Genomic DNA, 22,436 nt, shown 5'->3' on the forward strand with positions numbered 1-22,436 from the left:
GAGGTGCGCTGCCGGACGGCCTCGGTCAGCACCCCAGGGAGGACCGCGACCTCTGCCGGACCGCATCCGCGTCAGGCGTCCCCGTGTGAAGGGTCTACTGCGGTGGCGTGGGTGTGTCGTGGGTGCGGTACATCGCCTGTACGTCCAGTTCCAGTTGGACGGTCGGACCGACGACGGCGATGCCGCGGGCCAGCATGGAGCGCCAGTTGAGGGTGAAGTCCTCCCGATGGAGTTCGGCCTTCGCGAGAGCCGCGCAGCGCAGTTCCTGGCCGTAGCCTCCGTTGACCGTCCCGAGGTAGGTGGTGTCCAGGCCGACGGAGCGACTGGTGCCGTGCATGGTGAGCGTGCCGTGGAGGGTCCACTTGGAGCCGCCGCGGTGGGCGAACCGGGTGCTGGTGAAGTCGATGTGCGGGTAGCGTTCGACGTCCAGGAAGTCGGCGGAACGCAGGTGGTTGTCGCGGGTGTTGTTGCCCGTGGTGACGCTGGAGGCGTCGATGCGCACCGACACGTGTGAGTCGGCCATGTTCGGTGCGATGCGGATGCCGCCCTGGAAGCGGGTGAACCGCCCGTGGACATGGGCCATCCCCACGTGTTTGGCGATGAACCGGATCGCGGTGTGCGGAGGATCGAACAGCCAGGTTCCGGCTGTCGGAAGTTCCACCTGGCGGGCGGACTGGAGCGCGACGCGCACCGGGGGCAGCGCCACGCCGGCGGCGATGTCGAGGTGCTCGCGGGCAGGTGACAGGCCCTCGGCCGCGATCATCACGCTGTAGGAGCCCGGTGGCAGTGTCGCTATGAAGTAGCCGTGGGGATCCGTGGTGCCACGCGTGGCGACCCGGTGGCTGTCCAGGGCGGTCACGGTGACCTCGGCTCCGCCCATGGGCTGACCTATCGGGTCGAGGACCTCGAAGCCGAACGCCCCGGCGCCGGGCGGCAGGGGGACCGAGATGCTGGATCCGGCGCCGGAGGCACCGTGGGAGCGCCGACGACGGAGCAGCCCGAGAGCCATGGAGTTCACCCTTCTTCACCCGCGTCACCGTCATGCGACCCGCTCAGAGGGCCACGTTCGCGGTCGCCAAGAAGCGTTGACGAAAGGAGGTCAGACGCGGAGCCAGCAGTTCGTCGACGATCATAAAGCCACCCACACGCAGGTGGCTCGACCCGATGTCCGAGCTGCTCAACCCTCCCGTCGGAGGCTGTGGGGCCACAAATCAGCACATCGGCCGACCATATCGCCACACCTCGGCTTCATCGCTTTGCAGCAGTGCTGTGGTGAAGGACACGGAAAGGGATCGCGATATTCACAACCGGTCTGCGGTTTCCTCACGGACCTGACACAGGCGGGCGGGCATCTCGTCGGTCGCGGTGTGCCGTTGACCGACTCGGTGGAGCCCCGGCATTCCTGGCGGCGGTTGCTGCGACGGTCGCCAGGTCGTCGCCCGAGAAGCCGGCGCGGCTCAGCACCGCCAGAGACTTGTTCGTTGCCAGCGTGCACAGCGCCAGCTCTGCTGCCTCCTGGTCACCCGCCCCCGCTGCCAGCAAGGCTTGCTCCAGACTCGTCCGCAAACCGTCGATCATGGCGCGGACCATCGCCCGGCCCTCCGTGTCGAGGGTTGGGAACTGCGTTGCCGACAGCGTGAGCAGGCAGCCGTCCGGGACCGTCGGGTCGGCGATGCGGTTCAGGGTGACCTGCAGATAGGCGGCCACAACGGTGCTCGGGCTCGGGTGGGGGCCACACAGCGCCTGCTCGTACAGCGGGTGGTAGGTCTGCGCGTACCGCTGGAGGCTCTTGCGGAAGAGCGCGCTCTTGTCGCCGAAGGTGCCGTAGAGCGAGCCGCGGCCCAGGCCCGTGCCCTCGGTCAGGCGATCGACCGAGGCCTCCGAATACCCCCAGCGCCAGAAGACGTGCATCGCGCGTCGTAGCGCCTCGTCCACATCGAATTGCTTACGGCCTGCCATGGTCCGTCAGCCTACACATCTTGTACCGATCGTTCAAAGATGGGTAGGGTCGTCGGCATGACGAACTTGAGTTCCCTGCGGCTGCCTGACGGGTTCCTCGACCTCTTCACCAGCCGGTTCGTGGAAGCGAACGGGGTGCGGCTGCACGCGGTCACCGGTGGGGACGGCCCGGCGCTGCTGCTGGTCGGCGGATGGCCCCAGACCTGGTACGCCTGGCGCGAGGTGATGCCCGCACTCGCCCGTGAGCACACCGTCGTCGCCGTCGACTCGCGCGGGTCCGGACTCTCCGACAAGCCCGACGACGGGTACGACGCCGGCACGCTGGCCGCCGATCTGGTCGCGTTGATGGCCGCGCTCGGGCACGACCGGTTCGACGTGGTCGGCCACGACATCGGTACGTGGACCGGATACGCCCTGGCCGCCGACCACCCCGAGCGGGTGGGCCGGCTCGCCGTCGTCGAAGCGGTGATCCCCGGCCTCACGCCGTCCCCGCCGTTCTTCGGCCCGGCCGAACTCAACCTGAAACTCTGGCAGTTCGGTTTCAACCGGCTCACCGACCTCAACGAGGAACTCGTCCGGGGACGGGAGCGGCTCTTCTTCGGCTGGCAGTTCGCCACCAAGGCCGCCACACGGACCGCCATCCCCGCGCACGCCGTGGACGTCTACGTCGACGCGATCACCGCGGACCCCCGCGCGCTGCGCGCGAGTTTCGCGTACTACCGGGCGCTGGACGAGACGATCGCGCAGAACGAGCAGCGCGGCACGACCCGGCTGACGCTGCCGGTGCTCGCTGTGGGCGGCGCGCTGTGGAGCGGCGCGAATGCCGCCCAGACGATGCGGCTGGCGGCCGACGACGTCACGGAGGTCGTCCTCGACGACTGCGGTCATTACCCGGCCGAGGAGCAGCCGGCGCGGTTCGTCGACATCCTGGAGGACTTCCTCGCGGTCGACCTGTAGCAGGCACGCCACTCGTCTCGACTTCGCCGACGACGGGCGGAGCTTCCCAAACTCCGTTACGTCGTCGAGCAGACCTTCGCCTTCCTCCACCAGTCTGCCTGGTCAGGCCCTATGCCGAAGGCCCTCGCGCGGAGTCGACCGGTGCGAGGCCCAGGGCGCGGCCTCCGCGGCGCCCTGGCGGCGTGGCGCCGGGCTGTCGCCTCAGGGGGTGCGTAGGGGGTCGCGCCCTCCCTCTCCGCGCATGGGCTCTGTTCAGGAGGGGACGACGGCGTTTCCAGGGGAGTCGGGGAGGCATCGGGGTTCCGGCCCGGGGTCCGGATGCACTTGGGTTGCGGCAGCGGACGGGGTCCGTTCCGGTCGGGGTGTGGCTCGTGTCTGTTCGCCTGCGGGGAGGACGGGTTGCGGGGTTGAAGTTGCCGTTGCGGCAGCCTCTACCGTCCTGGACAGGGCCGGAGAGGCCGGCCCGGCGACACATGTGTGAAGGAGACGGTGATGGACTGGCCGATCGCGGAGGTCGCACGGATGTCCGGCGTGACTGCCCGAACCCTGCGGCACTACGACGAGATCGGCCTGCTCCCGCCCGCCCGCATCGGGGCCAACGGCCACCGCTACTACGAGGAGTTCCAGCTGCTGCGGCTGCAGCAGATCCTCGTCCTCCGGGCCCTGGGTCTGGGGCTGCCCGAGATCGGCCGGATCCTGGCCGAACAGGTCGACGAGGTGGAAGCCCTGCGCGGCCACCGCCGGCGGCTGCTCGCCGAACGCGACCGCCTCGACGCCCTGGCCGGCACCGTCTCACGCACGATCGCCGAACTGGAACAGTCCAGGAAGGACGGCACAGCCATGACCATCAACCGACCGGAGAACCTGTTCGAGGGCGTGACGCCCGCCCAGTACCAGGAGTCCCTGCGTGACTTCCCCGAGCACGCCCAGGCGGTGGCCCGCCGGGTCGCAGGGATGAGCCCGCACGACGTCGAGGCCGGGCAGCGCGAGCGCACGGCACAGATGGTCCGGCTGGCCGAGCTCATGGCCGCCGGGCACCGTGTCGACGCCGAGCCGGTGCAGTCCGAGATCGACGCCCAGTACCGGACCCTGACCGCGCTGCGCACCGTGACCGTCGACGAGTACCGGGCCATGGGCCGCTCGTGCGTGGACAACGACGCCTGGCGCGCCGCGTACGAAGCGATCGCCCCGGGTCTGGCCGCGTACCAGCGCGACGCCATCGAGGTCTACGCCACCACCCGGCTGAGCTGAGCTGAGCACGGGGCAACCGCCGTCGCGGGACAGACCCGCGACGGCGGTTGCTCGCGTGCGATGCCTGCGGCGAGGGTGTGGAGGCCCGGGATTTCGTCCTGCTGGACGGCGTCGACCCGGTCCGGAAGCCGCTCTCCCGCAGGGGTCGGCGGCAGCGAGGACAGCGCCTCACGTGACGGACGCGAGCGGACGACCGTGCCGCCGGTCCGGCGACTGACCGGAGTCGAGGATTGGATGCGGCCCAGGCGGAAACTCCGGCCTTGTCTGCTCCACCGCACCCGGCACTTTCTCATTCGAGCCGTCGGCCATCCCACCGTGGGGAGTCCCCATGAAGACAGACACCCGCTCTACCGCCCGCCTGCAACGCGATCCGCTCGTGCGCGGCCTCGGCTGGGCCAGCGCGCTCCTGGGCGTGCCCCAGGTCGTCGCCCCGGCGGGTTTCGCCCGTGCTCTGGGTGTGGACGGCGCCCTTCGGCACCGCTCCGCCACGACCGCCGTCGGTGTGCGCGAGCTGGCGGCGGCGACCGGACTACTCGGGCGGCCGCACCCCGCCTGGCTCTGGGGCCGCGTCGGCGGCGACCTCATGGATCTGACCATGCTGGCCCGGGCCCTGAAGAACCACAACGGTCGCGGCCTCGGCCGCACCGCCGCCGCGACCGCCGCGGTCACCGCCATCACGACCACGGACGTGTACGCGGCCGTGACCCGCACCCGTCGGAGCACCCCCATGGAACTTACCGCGGCCACCACCGTCACCCGGTCCCCGGACGAGGTGTACGCCCTCTGGCGGGACCTGGAGCGCCTGCCGGACTTCATGGCGCACCTGGAGGAGGTGCGCGTCACCGGCCCGCGCACCAGTCACTGGCGGGCCGGTGCGCCGCTCGGCAGGGCGGTCGAATGGGACGCCGAGATCACGCAGGAGGTCCCTGGCCGGCTGGTCGCCTGGCGGTCGGTGGACGGTGCCGACATCGACAACTCGGGCGAGGTCCGTTTCGTGCCCGCTCCCGGCGGCCGGGGCACGGAGGTCAGGGTGACCCTGCGCTACGACCTGCCCGGCGGGGCGCTGGGCAAGGCCGTGGCGCGCGCCTTCGGCGAGGAACCGCACCAGCAGCTGGACGACGACCTGCGCCGCTTCAAGCAGATCGCGGAGACCGGCGAGGTCGTCCGCTCCGAGGGCGCACCCGGCGGCAAGCGGGCCCGCGGCGAGTTCCCGCAGCACCCGGCCCGCCCCCTGACCGCCGACGAACTGAAGGAGGCCCTGGCATGAAGGCCAACTGCTGGACGGGACGCAACTCGGTCGAGGTGCAGGACGTCCCCGATCCCTCGATCCTGAACAGCCGGGACGCCATCGTGAAGATCACCTCGACGGCCATCTGCGGCTCCGACCTCCATCTGCTCGACGGCTACGTCCCCACCATGGAAAAGGGCGACGTCATGGGCCACGAGTTCATGGGGGAGGTCGTCGAGGTCGGCCCCGGCGTCAGCGGCGACAGACTGCGCGTCGGCGACCGGGTCGTCGTGCCTTTCCCCATCGCCTGCGGAGCCTGCGCGTCCTGCCGCGCGGAGCTGTACTCGTGCTGCGAGAACACCAACCCCAACGCGGGCATCTCGGAGAAGTTCTTCGGCCACCCCACCGCCGGCATCTACGGCTACTCCCACCTCACCGGTGGCTTCGCCGGCGGCCAGGCGGAGTACGCCCGCGTCGTGCTCGCCGACGCCAACGCCCTCAAGATCGAGTCGGATCTCACCGACGAGCAGGTGCTGTTCCTGTCCGACATCCTGCCGACCGGCTTCATGGGCGCCGACATGTGCGACATCCAGGAAGGTGACGTCGTCGCCGTCTGGGGCGCAGGTCCGGTCGGCCAGTTCGCCATGGACAGCGCCCGTGTCCTGGGCGCGGAGAAGGTCATCGCGATCGACAAGGAGACCTACCGGCTCGACATGGCCGCCGCCCAGGGCTACACCACCATCAACTTCGAGGACACCGACGTACGGTCGGCACTGCTCGAACTCACCGCCGGCCGGGGCCCCGACAAGTGCATCGACGCGGTCGGCCTGGAGGCCACCCACGGCGCCTCCCACGTCCAGCTCTACGACCGCGCCAAGCAGGCGGTCCGCTCCGAGACCGACCGGCCACACGCCCTGCGCCAGGCCATCCTGTCCTGCCGCAGCGGCGGCGTGGTGTCGGTCATCGGCGTCTACGGCGGGATGATCGACAAGTTCCCGGCGGGCGCCTGGATGAACAGGTCCCTGACCCTGCGCACGGGGCAGTGCCACGTGCACAAGTACATGAAACCGCTGCTGGGTCTGATCGAACAGGGCAAGCTCGACCCCACCCGGGTCATCACCCATCGGCTGGCCCTGACCGAGGCACCGACCGGCTACGACCTGTTCAAGAACAAGAAGGACCACTGTGAGAAGGTCGTCCTCACACCGTGACGCACTGCTTGAGGCGGTGGACGCACCGTTCCACGGCAGGGCGGAGGGCAGTCGCCTTCCGGCGTCCGCAGTCCCGGTCGGGACGCGTGGTCCGTCCGGCACGCACCGTGCCCGGTCGGCGGCACCGACCGGGCACGGTGGTGCGCCAGGTGTGCGTGGGCCGGGCGGGTGAGAGGCTGCTCGGCTGAAGCCCGACGGCCACCTGGTACGCCCTTCCCCTCGCCACCGTGCTGGATGGAAGCCCTGCGGCTCGGGGCCGAGGGGAAGGCGGCCGGCTGGCGGACTCCGCGCCGGCTCAGCGCCATCGGCGAGAGGCTGGACGGTTCCCGGCTCGACGCGCTGCCGGAACGAGCCAGGCAGCGGCAGAAGAGACTTAAGGTGGCGCGTCCGCCAGGCCGAGGAGGCGTGACCACCTCAGTCGGCTGAGCTTCTGCGTCAGGGACGACACAGCCCGCTCGGCGAAGTCATCGTGGGGAGGTGCGGCCGTGCGTGTTCGGGGCGTCAGCGGTGTGTGCCCGCTGGAAGGTCCCGTACAGCAGCCACAGGGACGGGATCAGCAGCACCGCGCCGCAGGCGAGGGCGATGAGGCAGGCGGAGAGGACGGCGGGCTGGGAGGCGGCCTGGTCCACGGTGAGGCTGCCGACCAGCATGGCCGGGTACTGCGCCACGCCCCATGCCCACAGGATCGCGGCGACGGCCAGCGCAGCCGCTCCCCGAGCCGCGACGTATCGCCGCCGCGTCAGCAGGCCGAGGCCCACCAGACCGCTGACCGCGCTGAGAACGACGAGCGGCAGCGCCCGGTGGGTGAGTCCGTGGAACAGCTGGGGGGCGTCGGCGTGCAGCACGGCGACGCCGACCAGGGCGATCCCTCCGCTCGCCAGTCCGCTGACCACGGCCCGCCGGGCGAAGGCCCGCGACAGTTCCGCGTCGCCCTCGCGGTCGGCGTCCGCGCACAGGTAGACGGCGGCGAGATGCGCGCAGGTCAGGACGGCCAGGACACCGCCGAGCGCTGATGTGGGGTTGAGCCAGCTGGTGATCACGTTGCCCTCGGCGAGGCCGGCCGGCACCCGTCCCGAGGCGACCGCGCCGGCGACGGCGCCGAGAAAGAAGGGGGTGAGCAGCGAGGAGATGGCGAAGCACGCACCGAAGAGCCGGCGTTGCCACAGCTCGGTGCTGGCCTTGCGGAAGGCGAAGGCGGCGCCGCGGGCGATGATGCCGAGGGCGGCGAGGGTCAGTGGCAGGTAGAGAGTGGACATCACGGCGGCGAAGACCGGTGAGAAACCGGACCAGAGCAGCACGATCACGAAGATGAGCCAGACGTGGTTCGCCTCCCAGATCGGGCCGATGCTGTGCTCGATGAGCCGTCGCTGGGCATCGCCCCGGCGTGCGCCGCCGGCGAGCAGGTCCCACACGCCGGCGCCGAAGTCGGCGCCTCCGAACAGGGCGTAACAGGCCAGCCCGATCCACATGACGGCGAGGGCGGTGTCGGCGAGCACGGTGCCTCCCAGGACGGCTGCGGTTCGCTGGCGGTGGAGTCGGGCTGGGGGCCGAAGGAAGACCGGTCCTTCGGAGGTCCCCCTGCTGTGGCGTCAGACCACGGGATACCCCCGCACGTCCGCTTCCTGCGGTGCGGCCGGAACGGCCGTTGCCCGGGCCAGGCGGCGCAGTACGTATACCGTGGCGACGGTCATGGCGGCGTACACCGCCAGCACCAGCCACAGGCCGGCCATCAGGCCGGGCGCGGGGTTCACGGCGTCCCGTACGCTCATCACACCCCAGACGATCCACGGCTGCCGGCCCAGCTCGGTGACGCTCCAGCCGCTCTCCAGTGCCACCACGGACGCCGGTCCGGCGAGAGCGACGAGCACCAGGAGCAGGCGGCTACCGCGCCGGTCGAGGAGTTCACCGCCCGAGCGCCGGGTGCGCCACCACGCCAGGAGCAGCCACACGCCGAGGGCCAGCAGGAAGAAGCCGACGCCGACCATGAGGTCGAAGGCCCAGTGGACACCGGTGACGGCGGGCCACTGGCTGCGGGGCACCGTGTTGAGTCCCTTGACGACCGTGTCCGTGCGGTAGCCGACCAGTAGGGAGAGACCGTCGGGGACCTCCAGGCCGTACTTGAGTCCGTCCCGCCCCGCGATGCCGCCGATGGTCAGCGGCACATGGGAGCCGGTGCGGTACACGCCCTCGATGGCCGCCAGTTTCACCGGCTGGTAGTCGGCCAGGAAACGGGCGGCCCAGTCGCCCACCACGATCTGGAAGGGGGCGACGACCGCGCCGACGGTGAGGGGAATGGCGAAGCCCGCCTTGTGGTAGGCGTCGCGTCGCCCACGCAGCAGGGCGACGGCGTACACGGAGGCGGTCAGGAAGGAGGACACCATGAACGCGGCGAGGATCATGTGCACCGTCTGGGGCGGGCTCGCCGGGTTCAGCATCGCCGCCCAGGGGTCCACGTGGACGACCTTGCCGTCGCGCAGGGTGAAGCCGCGGGGCTGGTTCATCCAGGCGTTGGCGCAGACGACGAAGAACGCCGAGGCGGTGCCCGCGACCACGATGGGAATGCCCATGAGCAGGTGCTTGCGGGGCGGCAGGCGGTCCCAGGCGTAGAGGTAGATGCCGAGGAAGATGGCCTCGATGAAGAAGGCGATGCCCTCCAGCGCGAAGGGCAGTCCGATCACCTGGCCGAAGCGTCCCATCAGCCCGGGCCACAGCAGCCCCATCTCGAAGCTGAGGATCGTGCCGGACACCGCGCCCACGGCGAACAGCACGCCCATGGCCCGCGCCCAGCGCCGCGCCAGCAGCTGCAACGCCGGATCGTTCCTGCGCATACCCAGCCACTCTGTGAGAAGGGTCAGCGCCGGCAGGCCGACGCCGAGGCAGGCCACCACGATGTGCCAGGCCAGTGAGAAGCCCATCTGGGCCCGTGCCGCCGACAGGTCTCCCTCTGTCGCGGCACGCGCCAGGACCGTGACGGGATACGAGCCGGCGGCAACAGCGATGTCGTTCACACACACTCTCCCGCGCACCCGAAGACTGTCACCGCAGGTTTCCCTGCATCACCGGCACCAGCCCGCGGTCCCTTCGGGCTGACCGACCCGTGTCAGGCAAACCGCGTGAGCTGCTCGCTGCCCGGAACGTGGGTTCCGAGCTGGACCATGGCGTGGGCCGCGGCCCCGGAGGTTCCTACGCTTGCACCAAGGCCGGAGGCCCGCCAGTGGAGGCACACCACATCCCGTTGCCGGGACTGCTGTCGAGCCCGTGCCGAGCCGGCGACTCGGGCAGGCCGGGGAGGACGGCGAGACGGGAGCGCCGACGGGCGCTGACTGCTCTTCCCGGCGGTGTCAGCCGGATCGGTCGGCCGCCCCTCCGCTGGGAGAACGGCGTTCCCTCGATGACGAAACACCGTTCTCTTGGCTGTGCCGGCCGCCGGCTGCCATGGACCGATGCCCTCGGGAAGGCCGGATCACGGCCCCAGCCGTGCGCAACACCTCCCCGGCCGTGCGGAAGACGTCCGCGGAGTCCGCGTCGGCGAGCGCGGCGGGCAGGTGGGGGATCGGCAGCGTGCGTCGCGCATGCCGGCCGCGGAGCGTCGTGCGACTGGGCCGTGGCGCCGGCCGTGCACCGAGTCGTGACGCCGGATGTACAACCCATCGGCCCTGCCGGTGGTCGGACGGGCGAGTCGAAGACCCGGGCGGTGGGGTCCGGCCGTCCGATGCCCGAGTCGGTGCCCGGCTCCCGGGCGCGCTCACCCAGGGCGGAACGGTCCGCGTAGCCCTCCATCACCGTGGCGACGAGGACGGCGAGCGGTAAGCCCGGCCGCCGGATCGCCTCCGTGACGGGGCCCAGGGGCGCGGCGTCGCGCAACTGCGGGCAGGGCGCGACCCGAGTGGGCTGCCCGGCGACGGCGGGGCGCCGTCGCCGTAGGGGAGGGGGCGGTACGTTCCCCTCACTCCGCTCCCCGGAGCTGCCGGTCCTGCCGAATGCGGCTCGCCGCTCCGGTGACACGTATCCGTGCGTCGCCGGCGTGCAGGTCGACCTCCAGCAGTGACGGGCGGCCCATGTCGTGACCTTGGTGGAGGACGAGCCTCGCGTTCGCCGGGACGAGGCCCAGGTCGCGGGCGTAGGCACCGAAGGCCGCGGCCGCGGCGCCCGTCGCGGGGTCCTCCACCACGCCGCCGACCGGGAACGGGTCCCGGACGTGGAAGACGGTCGGCGTTTCCCGCCACACCAGCTGCACCGTCGTCAGGTCGAGACGTCGCATCAGTTTCATGAGCCGGTCGAAGTCGTAGTCCAGGTCGGCCAGTCGCTCGCGGGTCGCTGCCGCGAGCACCAGGTGGCGCACCCCGGCGAAGGCGATTCTCGCAGGCAACGCGGCATCGAGTTCGCCGGGCTGCCAGCCGAGCGCCGCCAGGGCCTCCGTCACATCGGCCGGGGCGGCGTCGTGCACGTAGGGCTCGACGCTGGTGAGAGTGGCCTTGAGTGTGCCGTTGTCCTCAAGGACGGTGACGGGCACGTGGCCCGCGGCGGTGTGGAAGCCGAACTCACCTTCGCCGAGGCGTTCTCCGAGCGCCACCGCGGTGGCGACGGTGGCGTGGCCGCAGAAGCCGACTTCGGCCTTGGGGCTGAAGAACCGCAGCGTGAACGACCGGCCGTCGTCGGGGTCGGGTCCGGCGGTGACGAAGGCGGACTCCGAGTAGCCGAGTTCGGCGGCGATCGCCACCATCTCGGCGTCGTCGAGGCCGGAGGCGTCGAGGATGACCCCGGCCCCGTTGCCGCCGGTGGGGCCGGCGGGGAAGGCGGTGTAGTGCAGCACCTCGGCGGTGGGGCTGGCCGGTCCGGTCGGCCTGGATTCCGTCGGGTCGGTCATGGTCGCGTGTCCTGTTCTGAGAGGAGTTCTTCGGGGTTCCTGAGGGGCTTCTCGAAGCCTGCCGGACGTCAGACCGGTGGCGCTTCGTCCGGGGTGGGGCGCTCGGCACGGCGGCGGGCGGTGAGTGCGAGCACGCCGCCGGTCGCGAATGCGGTCGCGGCGAGGCCGGTGGACAGCCGCAGTCCCGCGGTGAAGTCCGATGCTGTGGCGGTGAAGGTGCCGAACAGGGCCACTCCGACGGCGCTGCCGATCTGCCGGGCGACGTTGAGGACGGCGGAGGCTATACCCGCGCCCCCGGCGGGTGCGGCGTCGATGATCGCGGCGGTGGCGGCGAGAGCCGTCAGCGTCTGGCCGAGGCCGGTGGCGATCAAGGCGAACAGCAGCACGGGATACGGGGTGTGGGGACCGGCCGGCAGCCAGCCGAGGAAGCCGAGCGCGCCCAGTGCGAGGCCGGCGGTCATCGGCACGTACGGACCGGTGCGGGCGGTGAGCCGGCCGAGCAGCGGGGCGGCCATCAGTCCCATGCACACCGACGGCAGCAGGGCGAGGCCCGTGGCCAGCGCGCTGAAGCCACGCTCCTGCTGGAAGTACAGGGTGGTCAGGAACAGCATGCCGTAATAGCCGAGGCTGATCAGCAGGCCGATGGCTGCGGTGCGGGTGAAGACCTGGGAGCGAAACAGGGACGGCGGGAGCAGCGGGGCACGCCGGCCCCCTGCGGGGATGCGTGCTTCGAGGGTGCGTTCCACGGCGGCGAAGGCTGCCAGGGCGGTGAGGCCGACGCCGAACGCGCAGAGCACCAGAGGCGAGGTCCAGCCGTGTGAGCCCGCCTCGTTGAGGCCGCCGGCCAGTGCGATGAGCCCGCAGACACCGAGGAGTTGGCCGAGCGGGTCCCCTTTGGGCGCCGTGTGCCGCGGCCGGGGGGAAGGCGGGTGGTGCCGCAGGGTGAGGGTGATCGCGAGGGCGGCGACGGGAAGGTTCAGCCAGAACACCGCGCGCCAGCCGCTGCCGGAGACCAGCAGTCCGCCGACGACGGGTCCGGCGCCGAAGGCCACCGAGGCGACCGCGCCCCAGATGGCGACGGCGCGGGCGCGCACCGCGCGATCGCAATAGGTGGCCTGGAGAAGACCGAGGGACGCGGGCACCAGGAGGGCCGCACCCGCGCCCTGGGCCAGCCGGCCGACGATCAGCGGCAGGGGTGATCCGGCGAGAGCGCAGGCCAGCGAGGCGGCGGTGAAGACGCCGAGTCCGGCCAGGAACGTCCCGCGGTGGCTCATGCGATCGGCGAGCGCGCCACCGAGCAGCAGCAGACCGGCGAAGAGGGTGCTGTACCCATCGACGATCCACTGCAGGGCGGTGGCGCCGGTGCCGAGTGAGGCGCGGATGTCGGGGATGGCCACGTTGACGACGGTGACGTCGAGCATGACGAGGAAGTAGCCGAGGCTGAGCGCGATCAACGGAGCCATGGCGAGCGTGGGCGGACGGGTGCCGGCGGGCCGTGCGGCCGCCGGCCTCGTGGCCGGCCCGCCGCGGGCGGCGAGGTGCGTTGCTCTCATGGAGAGATCATGCGAGCCGGATACTTCGTCGCACACCAAAGTGTCGATGTATGCTGCGCTGACGATGGACGAGCCGCCCAAGCAGCAGACCGACATCGCCCGCGCCGCGGCGCTGATCGCGGACCCCTCGCGGGCCCGCATGCTCAAGAGCCTGGCCGACGGCCGTGCCCTGCCCGCCGGTGCCCTTGCCGACGAAGCCGGTGTCAGCGCCGCCACCGCCAGCGCGCACCTGGCCAAGCTGGTCGAGGGTGAATTCGTCACGGTCGAACGGCAGGGCCGGCACCGCAACTACCGCCTGGCCGGTCCGGACGTCTGCGCCGCCCTCGAAGCCCTGGCCCTGATCGCGCCGGCGCTGCCCGTCACCTCACTGAAGCAGAGCAACCGTGCGGGCGCCCTGCACCGCGCCCGTACCTGCTACGACCACCTGGCCGGACAACTCGGCACCGCCCTGATGGGCGCGCTCCTCGACCGCGGCGTGCTGACCGGGTACGACGGTATCCACCGCCCCGACGAAGCCCTGCGCGACCGGCCCGCCTCCTACGGCAGCGACATCAGCTACGAACTCACGGCCAGTGGCCGGGCACAGTTGCGCGAACTGGGTGTCGACACCGACCGGCTGCCGCCGCGCCGCCCCGCGGTGCGCTACTGCGTCGACTGGAGCGAACACCGACACCACCTCGCCGGCGGACTCGGCGCGAAGCTGACGTCCCGGCTGTTCGAGTTGGGCTGGGTGCGCCGGGGAGCGTCGCCGCGCGTGGTCCACGTGACGGACGCGGGGACGGAGGGCCTGAAGGCTTCGCTCGGTCTGACACTCTGAGCCGGGCCCGGGCCAGGGCCTCGTATCCGGGGTTCACCACCAGGGCCAGGCCGATGTCGTACGTCTCCGGGACCAGCAGCGCCACACCGCCCTGCCGGCGGCCTCGCACCCGGCGGCGGTGGGCCCCACCCCCACGCACCAGCTCCTGAGAGCAAGCTCAGGTCGACGTCGTGTTCTGTGACCCCCTGCACCGGCAACCCTGTCGCGAATGCCCGGCCCCGGTACCGAGCGGGCCGGGGCCCCGGACTCGGGCACCGCCGGCCGCTTCGTCAAGGCCGGGACCGCCGGCCCGTCGTAGCCGTGCTCCGCGCACCAGCCAAGCCAGGACGGCACCGCCGTCCGGCGGGCGCTGCGAGTGGAGACCGCCGCGGCGCCCCCCCCACGTGCGAACGGCCGCACCGCCGAAGCGGGCACCGCCACCCCTCGCCGTCGGCGGACATCGACCGCGCCGGGCCCGTCGGTGAGCCACTCCGGTCAGCAAGAGCACGGCGAGCGCCGTGCTGCCGGTGAGTGCCACCGCGCGGGCCGGAGAGCGGGCGCCGGGGACCTGGGAGGGTTCCCGACGCGGTGGTCCTGCTGGTACGTCGAGGAGGTGGAGGCACAGAAGCCGGTGGCGAGTTCACCGACTGTCAGCTCCGCCGGGCGCGACCGAGCAGGCCCTCGGTCTGCCGGCCCTCGCAGGTGGGCTGCTCGGAGACGAAGTGGTCTGCCATGTCGAACGGCAGGACCGGACCCGCCCGGCCGACGAGGACATGGACGGGACCTGACAGGTGGTGGCCGCCGCCCCTGGACTAGACCCTCACCTCCTGGTACTGACCGAGGAAGCGCGGCGTTCCGTGGTCCACGCGCCACAGGAACAGCCCGGGTTCCTCCTTCACCTGCCCGGTACCGGGGAGGAAGGCGATCGTCCGGGTGATGCCCCGGTAGGACCCGGCCCGCAGCCGCCGGGTGAGGTTGCTCCGGTCCACAGGGTCCGTTCCGGCGATGGCGAGAACGTGCGCCACGAGACCGAGGGCGTCGTACGCCTCGGCCGCTCCCCGACCGACGTTCCGCACGCCGTACCGCTTCTTGAAGGACCGTACGAAACCGGCGGCCGCCGGCAGACGGGCCGGGTCCACGAACGTCGCCGAGAAGACCCACCCCTCGGCCGCCGGGCCGGCCGCCCGCAGGAAGTCGGGTGTGAGGACGGCCTGGGTCGCGGCGGGGGTGCCGGTGAACCCCGCCGCCCGCAGTGCCCGTGCGCAGGAGGCGGCGCGCCGCGGGGAGTCGCCGCAGTAGACGACGGCCTGGGCTCGTGCCGCGAGGGCGGCGGCGACGGCGGGGCCGAAGTCGTCGGCGCCGGCGGCGACCTGGTGCCGGGTGACCGTGCCGTGGGACGGAGTGGCCGTCACCAGGGTGTGGGCGATCAGCCAGCTGTAGTCCCGGGCCGCCTGGTCCTCGACGAGAAACGTGCGGCGGGCCGGGCGCAGGCTCGTGAGATAGCGGACCAGGGGCGCGCCGATCGCGGTGTCGGAAGGGCGCAGCTGGAACACGGACGACGTGGGGTTCTCCGGGTCCACGGCGGCGTACAGCGTGTCCGAGCCCGCCCAGGCCGTCACCATCGGCAGCAACGCCTTCTTGTACTGGCCCTCGGCCGCGAGGGCCGTGGCGTCGGACGTCGGCCCGATGACCGCGCACACGCGGCCGTCCGCGACGACGCGCCGGGCCACCTCCCTGGCCCGGCCGGCGTCTCCCGCGTCGTCCAGGACCGTGAGGACCAGGTCGAAGCGACGGTCCGCGCGCGCGTTGTGCTCCTCCACCGCCAGCCGGACGCCACGCTCGACCGAGGTACCGAGCGCCTTGCCGGAACCGGAGAGGTCGGCCTGCACGGCGACGGTACGGCGCGGCCGGGAGGCGGCGGACGGCCCGTTGCCGCGGCCGGTCAGCCAGGCGGTCGTGGAGCCGCCGGCGGCCAGCACGACGGCGGCCGCGCCGCCCAGGACCAGCAGGCGCCGGCGGCTCGGCGCGGGCGGCTCGTCCACCAGCGTCCCGGGCACCGTGGGCCGCTCGGGCTCGGGCAGGTGCAACGCCTCGGCCGAGCGTTCGGCGATCACCGCGGGCAGCCCGGGCGGCAGCCAGTCGTCGGTGCCGAAGTCACCGAGTTCGGTGCGCAGTTCCGCCACGGTCGGCCGGGCGGCCGGGTCCTTGGCGAGACAGCGGGCGACCAGCATCCGCAGGCCCTCCTCCGTGATGCCGTCGAGGCGGGGGTCCTCGTGGACGGTGCGGAAGATCACTGCGGGGACCGTTCCGCCGCCGAAGGGCGGCCTGCCGGACGCCGCGAAGGCGAGGACGCACCCCAGGGAGAAGACGTCGCTGGGCGGACCCACCTCCTCGTCGCGGGCACGGGCCTGTTCCGGTGAGAGGTAGCCGGGCGTGCCGATCACAGCGTCGGTCGCGGTCAGGGCGGTGGCTCCGCCGGCGCGGGCGATGCCGAAGTCGATGAGGCGGGGCCCGTCCAGGGCGAGCAGCACATTGCCCGGCTTGATGTCGCGGTGCACCAGTCCGGCCGCGTGGACGGCGGCGAGCGCCTCGGCGAGCCGCGCCCCCAGCGCCCGCACGGTGTCCGCGGGCAGCGGCCCGTGCTCTGCGACGGTCTCGGCGAGCGAGGGCCCGGGAACGAAGGCGGTCGCGATCCAGGGTGCGGCCGCCTCCGGGTCGGCGGCCGTGACGGGCGCGGTCCAGCGGCCGTCGACCCGCGCGGCGGCCTGCGCCTCGCGGCGGAAACGGGCCCGGAATGCCGGATCGGCGGCGTGTTCGGCGCGGATCACCTTCAGGGCGGCCAGGGCACCGCCCTCGGAACGGGCGAGATAGACGACGCCCATGCCACCCGCGCCGATCCGCGCGAGCAGGCGGTACCCGCCGACCGACTCGGGATCCTGCGCGGTGAGCGGTCGCACGTCACCTCCCCTTCGGCCGCGGTGCCCTGTCAGGGGCGGCCCCCAGGTAGTGGAAGGCACCGTCGCGTACCTGGTGGACGAAGCTGGCGGGGGTGCTGAGCTGCAGAGGCTGCGGGGCGAAGGCGAAGTCCCGGGTGATGCCCCGGTACCTGGCGGCCTTCAGCGGAGCGAGCAGCTCCCTGCGCGCCGGGCGCCTGCCCCCGTGGGCGGTGAGCTGCCGTATCAGCAGGTTCGCCGCGTCGTAGCCCTCGGCCGCCCAGAACCCGGGCGGGCGTCCGTACCGCTTGTGGAACGCCTGGGCGAAGGAGCGGACCTGGGCCGCGCCGGGCCCGATCGCTGTGGCCACGACCGTCCAGCCCGCCGCGCTCTCCTCGGCGGCGAACCGGGGGTCGAGCGCGGGTTCGGCCGCGTACTTCGGCCCGTCGAAGCCGGCCAGTCCCCTGGCCGCCCGGATCGCCCCCTCCAACGGCCCCGCGTAGACGAACGCCTTGATGCCTGCGCCTCGCATCTCGTCCAGGACCGGCCCGAAATCGGCCGTTCCGGCGGGAACGACGCGGGGGTGCGTGGCGTCGCCGTACTTCCGGACGATGAGGTTGACCATCTGGACGCTCTGCCAGGACACATCACCGCCGGTACGGTCCAGCAGGATGCCGACGGGGGTGGCCGCACTGGTCGCTTCCAGGTGGAAGGCCAGCTTCATGGCGACGGATCCGTGCAGGGGGCGGCCGCGGACGAAGGAACGTATGTTCTGGTACAGGTTCTGCCCGGCGGACATGCTGATCACGGGCAGCAGGGCCGTGTCGTAGACGGGCAGTGCGGCCTGGGTCGTCCCGTCGGTGCTCGAGCCGAGCACGGCCAGCACGTCCGGGTCGTCCACGAGCCGACGGGCCGCGGCAGCGGCACGGCCGGCCAGGCCCGCGTCGTCCGAGGTCTTCAGCCTGAGCGTGAACGGCGCGTCACGGCGGGCGTTGAACTCCTCCACCGCGAGCCGTGCTCCCTGTTCCTGGGCCCGCCCGGCCTCCCGGCCGGCACCGCTGAGATCGGCCTGCACGCCGAGCGCCCAGCCGGGCGGGACGGCCTGCCCCTTGCCGCTGCCGCCGCGGCGCCGGGCGGCCCAGACGGCCGCGCCCCCGCCCGCGGCGAGCACGGCGGCACCACCGGAGGCGACGGCGAGGAACCTGCGGCGCGACGGGGCGGCCGCGGGCGGCGCCTCGGCGAGCGTGGCCTCGATCTCGGGCAGGGCCAGCATCTCGGCCGACCGTTCGGCGACCATGCGCACGACGTCGGCGGGCAGCCACTCGGCGGTGCCCGAAGACGCGTCCTCCACCAGGGCGGCGTCGAGTTCGGCCGCGGTGGGCCGGTCGGCGGGGTCCTTGGCCGTACAGCGCAGCAGGACGGCCGCCACCTCCTCGTCCACGCCGTCGAGATCGGGACTGTCGTGGACGGCGCGGTACAGCAGGGCGTCGACGGCGCCCCCGCCGAAGGGCGGCCGGCCGGTCGCCGCGTAGGCCAGCACGCACCCCAGCGAGAAGACGTCGCTCGCGGGCCCGAGGCGCTCGCCGCGGGCCGTGGCCTGCTCCGGGGACAGGAAGCCGGGGGTGCCGACGACGAGGTCCGCGGCTGTGATCGCGGTGCCGTCCAGCGAGCGGGCGATCCCGAAGTCGATGAGGCGGGGGCCGTCGGCGGCGAGCAGGACGTTGCCCGGTTTGACGTCCCGGTGCACCAGACCGGCGTCGTGCACGGCGGCGAGCGCGCGGGCCAGCATCTTGCCGAGCAGACGTACCGTCCGCGCGGGCAGCGGGCCGTGCCGTCCGACCGCGTCGGCGAGGGACGGACCGGGCTCGAAAACGGTGGCCAGCCATGGCTGTTCGGCGTCGGGGTCGGCTCCGGTGACCTTGACCACCCACGGACTGTCCACGCGTCGCGCGGCGTCGGCCTCGCGGCGGAAGCGGGCGCGGAAGGCCTCGTCGTGCGCGTACCCGGCTTGGATCACCTTGACGGCGGCGAGCGCGCCCGCCTCCGTACGGCCGAGGTAGACGACGCCCATGCCGCCCTCGCCCAGCCGGGCGAGCAGGCGGTGGCCGCCGACGAACGACGGGTCGGAGGGGCGGAGGGAACGGTCGGTCACTTCCGGACCCCCAGTGCGGTGCGCACCTCGGTCTCCATCCCGGCCACCGCCCGTGCCTGGACGGTCAGCAGGTCGCCCTGGCCGAAGCCCTTGCCGCCCTCGACGACGACGGCGATCGTCACCGGACCGAGCCGGACCTGGTTCCAGATGTAGTACGTCGACCCCTTGCCGAGCGCCGGATCGTCGTACGTGCCCATCTCGATGAGGTAGTCGTCGGCGGAGGTGTTGCCGTTCGTGCCGTAGCCGGAGCCCATCGAATTCAGGCCGCTGATCCGCTCGGTGGCACGCAGTTGCTGGTCGGGGCAGCGCAGCGCCTCCTCCAGTGTCTCGGCCATCTCCTGGTCGGCCTGCGCGGCGGTGCGGTGCAGGGTGACGGTGGCGGCGGTGCGGACCTCGCCCTTCGAGCCCGCCGCGGGCAGCCGGCTGTGGCGGGTGAAGGTGGCCAGGACGTCGCCCGGCAGGGACTTCTGCCGCCAGACGCAGTCGGTGCCGAGGACGGGCCAGGCGGCGGGGTCGCTCTCGTACGGGGAGCGCCTGACGTAGCCCGGGCCATAGCTGTCCGGACCCGCGGTGACGGCGCGGACCAGGGCAAGGGCGGCGGCCGGGGTGGTGGGAACGCGCGTGGGGTCGACCGTGAAGCGCACGGTGGCGTCACCCGTCCCGCCGCGCTGCCCGGCCGGTGAGGACACGGCGGGGGAGGAGGCGCTCGGACCGGTCGGGTGCGCGCCGTCGCTCGAGCCGGAACACCCCGCGAGCAGTACCCCGCACACGGGCAGCACCGCGTATCCCCGTCGTGTGCGACTGCGCGTCGCCGCGTATCTCATGAAGCCCCCACTCACCATGCGTCCGTGCCAGTGTGCGACCACGGCGAGTCTAGGGGACCTCGCTCAACTCACCGTTCTCGATGGGCGGTTGTGATGCCAGGCGACGTTGGCCGAGGTGCGCCGGTGAGTCGTCCGGCGGCTCCGTGAGCGCGGGTGGGGGACAGGCACAGTGCCATGGGAAGCGGCCCCGACACCCGTCCGGGCCGCCGGCCGACGCCCGGACCCAGCCGGGCCGTCAACCGCCGCACCCTCCGCCGCCACCACCGCACCCGCCGCCGCAGCTGCTGCCGCCCCAGCCGCCCCCGGAGGACGACGAGGACGACGAGGACGACGAGGACGAGAACCCGCTGAAAAGGGACGAGCGGAGGGTCGGATCGGGGAGGTAGACCCAGCCTGTCATGGCGACGGCCAGTACCGAGGCCGGCACCTTCGGACCGTCGTCGGCCGGCCCCCAGGGAACCGGGTGGCTGGACCTTCCGGAGTTGCGTACCGCGTACCAGCCCGCGGGGGTGATCCGGGGCGGTGTGAAGACGAAGACCGCCGCCACCGCGAGGGAGACCAGCAGGAAGGTCACCAGCCAGCCCACCGGGCGGCCCAGGTGAACGCCGTTCACCACCCGGGCGACGCCGACCCCGATCAACGCCAGCATCGGCAGCCCGGCCAGCCGCCCGGCCAGACGCCGTCGGCGGCTGGGCAGCAGACCGAGCCCGCGCGCGGCGTCCCCGACCCGGCGGATCTCCGGCAGCCGGCGGGCGGCCTCGTGCACCAGCGTGGTGGTGGTGGCCTCCCGGGCCCGCGCGGCCTCCAGGACGGCCCGCTGCACCGGTTCGTCGGGGACGCCGCCGCAGAAGGTGAGGGTGCCGTCCTGGGCCGTGCGCAGATGGCCGCGCTGGACGAGGGCGAAGAGGGCGGTACTCACCACCTGGCGCGCCCCGCCGACGATCCAGGCGATGGTGTAGACGTCCGGTACGAAACTGGTCTCCGTGGCGGGGTGGAAGCGGCGGGCTGCTTGCCGTACGGCCAGGCCGAGCAGCACGGCGACCGCGAAGCCTGCGGCGTACAGGCCGAGGAACTCGGGGCCCGTGAAACCCCAGGGGGCGTTCATCGCTGCCTCCTTGAACGGTGTCGAAGCGCTGTCGGGCGATGCGGTGCCGGGCCATGGCGTCGAACACGACGTCGACGGGCGTCCGGGTGGTTCCCGCGCCGCGGCGGGTGAGCCGGGTGCCGGGGGTGCGCGGCGCTCCGGGTTGCCCGCGCCAGCGGACTGCGGTCGCCGAAGGGCGGCTTTCCGGGCAGCGAAGTCTGTTGCGATTCGCCGGAACGGTGTCGATTCTCCGGTCAGTTCGCGGGACGTTCTGTCAGCCATGGCCCAGTGGATCGTCGTCCGGGATCTGTGCGGCAGGGCCTCGTGGGCCCGCGCCAGGCGGCGGTGCTGCATCAGCCAGCCGGAGGTCCGCTCCCTCACCCACCGTTTCGGCAGCGGCTCGAATCCCCTGGACTGCGGCCGCTGCTCCACGTCGGCATCGATGCCCTGGCTGGTCTCGGCGACGTCTGCCGAGGTCTTCACGCTCTGCGCGTCCACCACGGCCGCGGTCGGCTCCGCACGACGGCCCGGGAATCGGCGGGCCTTGTCGCGTAAGAGGTCGGGGACCTGCTGGGTGGTGCCGTCGGTCTCCCGCTTCGCGTCGTAGTCGTGGCCGGAGTTACTCCGACCGCACCGGCCAGCGCGCACCCGGCGCCTTGACCACCCGGTCGCCTACGCCGAGCGACTGGTACGTCCGGCTGTTCACCTTGATGGTGAGCTCCCGTCCCTCTTCGGTGCGGATCCGCATCATGCAGTGGCCCGTGGGGCCGTAGGTACCGGTCGAACTGCTCACCCACCGGCCGGTGACCTCCCCGGCATAGGCGTCGTTGACCTCGCCCACCCGCTGCGAGGCGATCATCGCCAGAACCATGGCGAGCGGGCCGATGGAGAGGAGCAGAAGAATGGTGTTCGACATGTGCGACCCCCGCATCGACGACGGCACAGGCCATCCACGGCAGCGTACCGGTCTGGCGGGCGCCGGCCCAGAAGGCATACGCAGAGAGTCTGTTCGGGCCCGGTCCGGGGTCAGGGCTGACGCACAGTCCGGGTGGCGCCGCGGCGAACTCCGGGACGCTGACCACCGGATGCGCCGGGCCACCGACCTGGACTCCGGCATGACTCCCCGCCGCGCCACCCGGCCACACCCACCCCGCGCCAAGGCGCAGCACCTGCGGGAGCGAGGCCGGCGCCAGCGCCGGAGCGGCCTCGACGACGGCGTCCGGGTCCCGCTTCCCGCCCGGGGCCGCCCCATGCCGCAGAGCGCGGCGGAGGGGCGGACCGACTCCCTCACGCATCGGTCCGCCCGGCCGCCCGGACCCCCTGTCAGTAGTGGTGGCCAAACTCGTGGTCCTCGTCGTGCGAACGGCGCCGACCCCGCATCGAGTCGTCGTCGTGGCCCGAGTGGTCGTCGTGTCCGTGTCCGTGGTGATCGTCGTGATCACCGTGGTCGTCGTGCCTGGTGGGGTAAAGGTCCTTGAAGATCGCCATGGGGCGCCTCCACTTGGTGAACGTCCGCTGGAACATGTCTCCTGAGCGGTACGGCCCAGAGCCCTGATTGGATGGCCTCTGGAGGCCCCCGTTGGAAAGTTCCACGAGGCGGCCGACTTCGCCGCCCGCCTCC

At 72.5% G+C, this 22,436-nt stretch carries 17 protein-coding genes and 2 pseudogenes; 5 read left to right on the forward strand and 14 right to left on the reverse strand.

All coding sequences use genetic code 11. The annotated features are described in order from the left end of the window. Positions 1-94: 94 nt before the first annotated feature. Positions 95-1,009, reverse strand: a complete 915-nt coding sequence (locus tag AB0N63_RS16165; protein WP_365529474.1) for a YceI family protein — start codon at positions 1,007-1,009, stop codon at positions 95-97. A gap of 314 nt (positions 1,010-1,323) precedes the next feature. After that, the gene (locus AB0N63_RS16170) at positions 1,324-1,959 is read right to left on the reverse strand and encodes a TetR/AcrR family transcriptional regulator (RefSeq protein ID WP_365529476.1); all 636 of its coding nucleotides are present in this window, start codon (positions 1,957-1,959) and stop codon (positions 1,324-1,326) included. Between the two features lie 57 nt (positions 1,960-2,016). Here AB0N63_RS16170 and AB0N63_RS16175 point away from each other — a divergent pair, with 57 nt between their 5' ends. From AB0N63_RS16175 to AB0N63_RS16190, 4 genes are all read left to right on the forward strand, one after another. Continuing rightward, positions 2,017-2,916 carry an alpha/beta hydrolase gene (locus tag AB0N63_RS16175; protein WP_365529478.1) on the forward strand — a complete coding sequence of 300 codons (900 nt, stop codon included), beginning with the start codon at positions 2,017-2,019 and terminating at the stop codon, positions 2,914-2,916. 492 nt (positions 2,917-3,408) lie between these two features. Beyond that, positions 3,409-4,167 (forward strand): MerR family transcriptional regulator, encoded by a 759-nt coding sequence (locus AB0N63_RS16180; RefSeq protein ID WP_365529480.1) that lies wholly within the window; start codon positions 3,409-3,411, stop codon positions 4,165-4,167. Positions 4,168-4,495: 328 nt separating this feature from the next. Next, complete coding sequence (locus tag AB0N63_RS16185) at positions 4,496-5,434, forward strand: SRPBCC family protein (protein WP_365529482.1); 939 nt, start codon at positions 4,496-4,498, stop codon at positions 5,432-5,434. Beyond that, complete coding sequence (locus AB0N63_RS16190; protein ID WP_365529484.1) at positions 5,431-6,606, forward strand: zinc-dependent alcohol dehydrogenase; 1,176 nt, start codon at positions 5,431-5,433, stop codon at positions 6,604-6,606. The genes AB0N63_RS16185 and AB0N63_RS16190 overlap by 4 nt, the downstream gene beginning before the upstream one ends. A gap of 464 nt (positions 6,607-7,070) precedes the next feature. Here AB0N63_RS16190 and AB0N63_RS16195 read toward each other — a convergent pair whose 3' ends face one another. The 4 genes from AB0N63_RS16195 to AB0N63_RS16210 all read right to left on the reverse strand — a co-directional run bounded on the left by AB0N63_RS16195 (position 7,071) and on the right by AB0N63_RS16210 (position 13,026). Beyond that, positions 7,071-8,102, reverse strand: coding sequence for a cytochrome d ubiquinol oxidase subunit II (locus AB0N63_RS16195; protein ID WP_365529486.1), 1,032 nt, complete (start codon positions 8,100-8,102; stop codon positions 7,071-7,073). Between the two features lie 93 nt (positions 8,103-8,195). Continuing rightward, the gene (locus AB0N63_RS16200; RefSeq protein ID WP_365529488.1) at positions 8,196-9,614 is read right to left on the reverse strand and encodes a cytochrome ubiquinol oxidase subunit I; all 1,419 of its coding nucleotides are present in this window, start codon (positions 9,612-9,614) and stop codon (positions 8,196-8,198) included. Between the two features lie 938 nt (positions 9,615-10,552). After that, positions 10,553-11,473 (reverse strand): PhzF family phenazine biosynthesis isomerase, encoded by a 921-nt coding sequence (locus tag AB0N63_RS16205; protein WP_365529490.1) that lies wholly within the window; start codon positions 11,471-11,473, stop codon positions 10,553-10,555. Between the two features lie 68 nt (positions 11,474-11,541). Continuing rightward, positions 11,542-13,026, reverse strand: coding sequence for an MFS transporter (locus tag AB0N63_RS16210; RefSeq protein WP_365529492.1), 1,485 nt, complete (start codon positions 13,024-13,026; stop codon positions 11,542-11,544). A gap of 46 nt (positions 13,027-13,072) precedes the next feature. Here AB0N63_RS16210 and AB0N63_RS16215 point away from each other — a divergent pair, with 46 nt between their 5' ends. After that, a complete protein-coding gene (locus AB0N63_RS16215; protein ID WP_365529494.1) occupies positions 13,073-13,843 on the forward strand; it encodes a winged helix-turn-helix domain-containing protein in 771 nt (256 codons plus the stop codon). 225 nt (positions 13,844-14,068) lie between these two features. On the opposite strand, the pseudogene AB0N63_RS16220 reads toward AB0N63_RS16215, so the two are convergent. The 8 genes and pseudogenes from AB0N63_RS16220 to AB0N63_RS16255 all read right to left on the reverse strand — a co-directional run. Continuing rightward, positions 14,069-14,218 (reverse strand): annotated as a pseudogene (locus AB0N63_RS16220) (site-specific integrase); the annotation flags it as partial. 416 nt (positions 14,219-14,634) lie between these two features. After that, entirely contained in the window at positions 14,635-16,779 is a 2,145-nt protein-coding gene (locus AB0N63_RS16225; protein WP_365529496.1) for a bifunctional serine/threonine-protein kinase/ABC transporter substrate-binding protein, read from the reverse strand. Between the two features lies 1 nt (position 16,780). After that, on the reverse strand, positions 16,781-18,907 hold the full coding sequence (locus tag AB0N63_RS16230) for a bifunctional serine/threonine-protein kinase/ABC transporter substrate-binding protein (protein WP_365529498.1): 2,127 nt from the start codon (positions 18,905-18,907) through the stop codon (positions 16,781-16,783). Further along, complete coding sequence (locus AB0N63_RS16235; RefSeq protein WP_365529500.1) at positions 18,904-19,596, reverse strand: hypothetical protein; 693 nt, start codon at positions 19,594-19,596, stop codon at positions 18,904-18,906. Before AB0N63_RS16235 ends, AB0N63_RS16230 begins: the two co-directional genes overlap by 4 nt. Before the next feature lie 370 nt (positions 19,597-19,966). Next, positions 19,967-20,836 (reverse strand): TIGR04222 domain-containing membrane protein, encoded by an 870-nt coding sequence (locus tag AB0N63_RS16240; protein ID WP_365529770.1) that lies wholly within the window; start codon positions 20,834-20,836, stop codon positions 19,967-19,969. Positions 20,837-21,130: 294 nt separating this feature from the next. Next, positions 21,131-21,343: pseudogene (locus tag AB0N63_RS16245) on the reverse strand (hypothetical protein); the annotation flags it as partial. Positions 21,344-21,434: 91 nt separating this feature from the next. After that, positions 21,435-21,731, reverse strand: coding sequence for a hypothetical protein (locus AB0N63_RS16250; protein ID WP_365529502.1), 297 nt, complete (start codon positions 21,729-21,731; stop codon positions 21,435-21,437). A 407-nt stretch (positions 21,732-22,138) separates the two neighbouring features. Continuing rightward, positions 22,139-22,339, reverse strand: a complete 201-nt coding sequence (locus AB0N63_RS16255) for a hypothetical protein (RefSeq protein ID WP_365529504.1) — start codon at positions 22,337-22,339, stop codon at positions 22,139-22,141. Positions 22,340-22,436 lie beyond the last annotated feature (97 nt).

The organism is Streptomyces sp. NPDC093260, from assembly GCF_040683715.1.
In the GTDB taxonomy this organism is placed as follows: domain Bacteria; phylum Actinomycetota; class Actinomycetes; order Streptomycetales; family Streptomycetaceae; genus Streptomyces; species Streptomyces sennicomposti.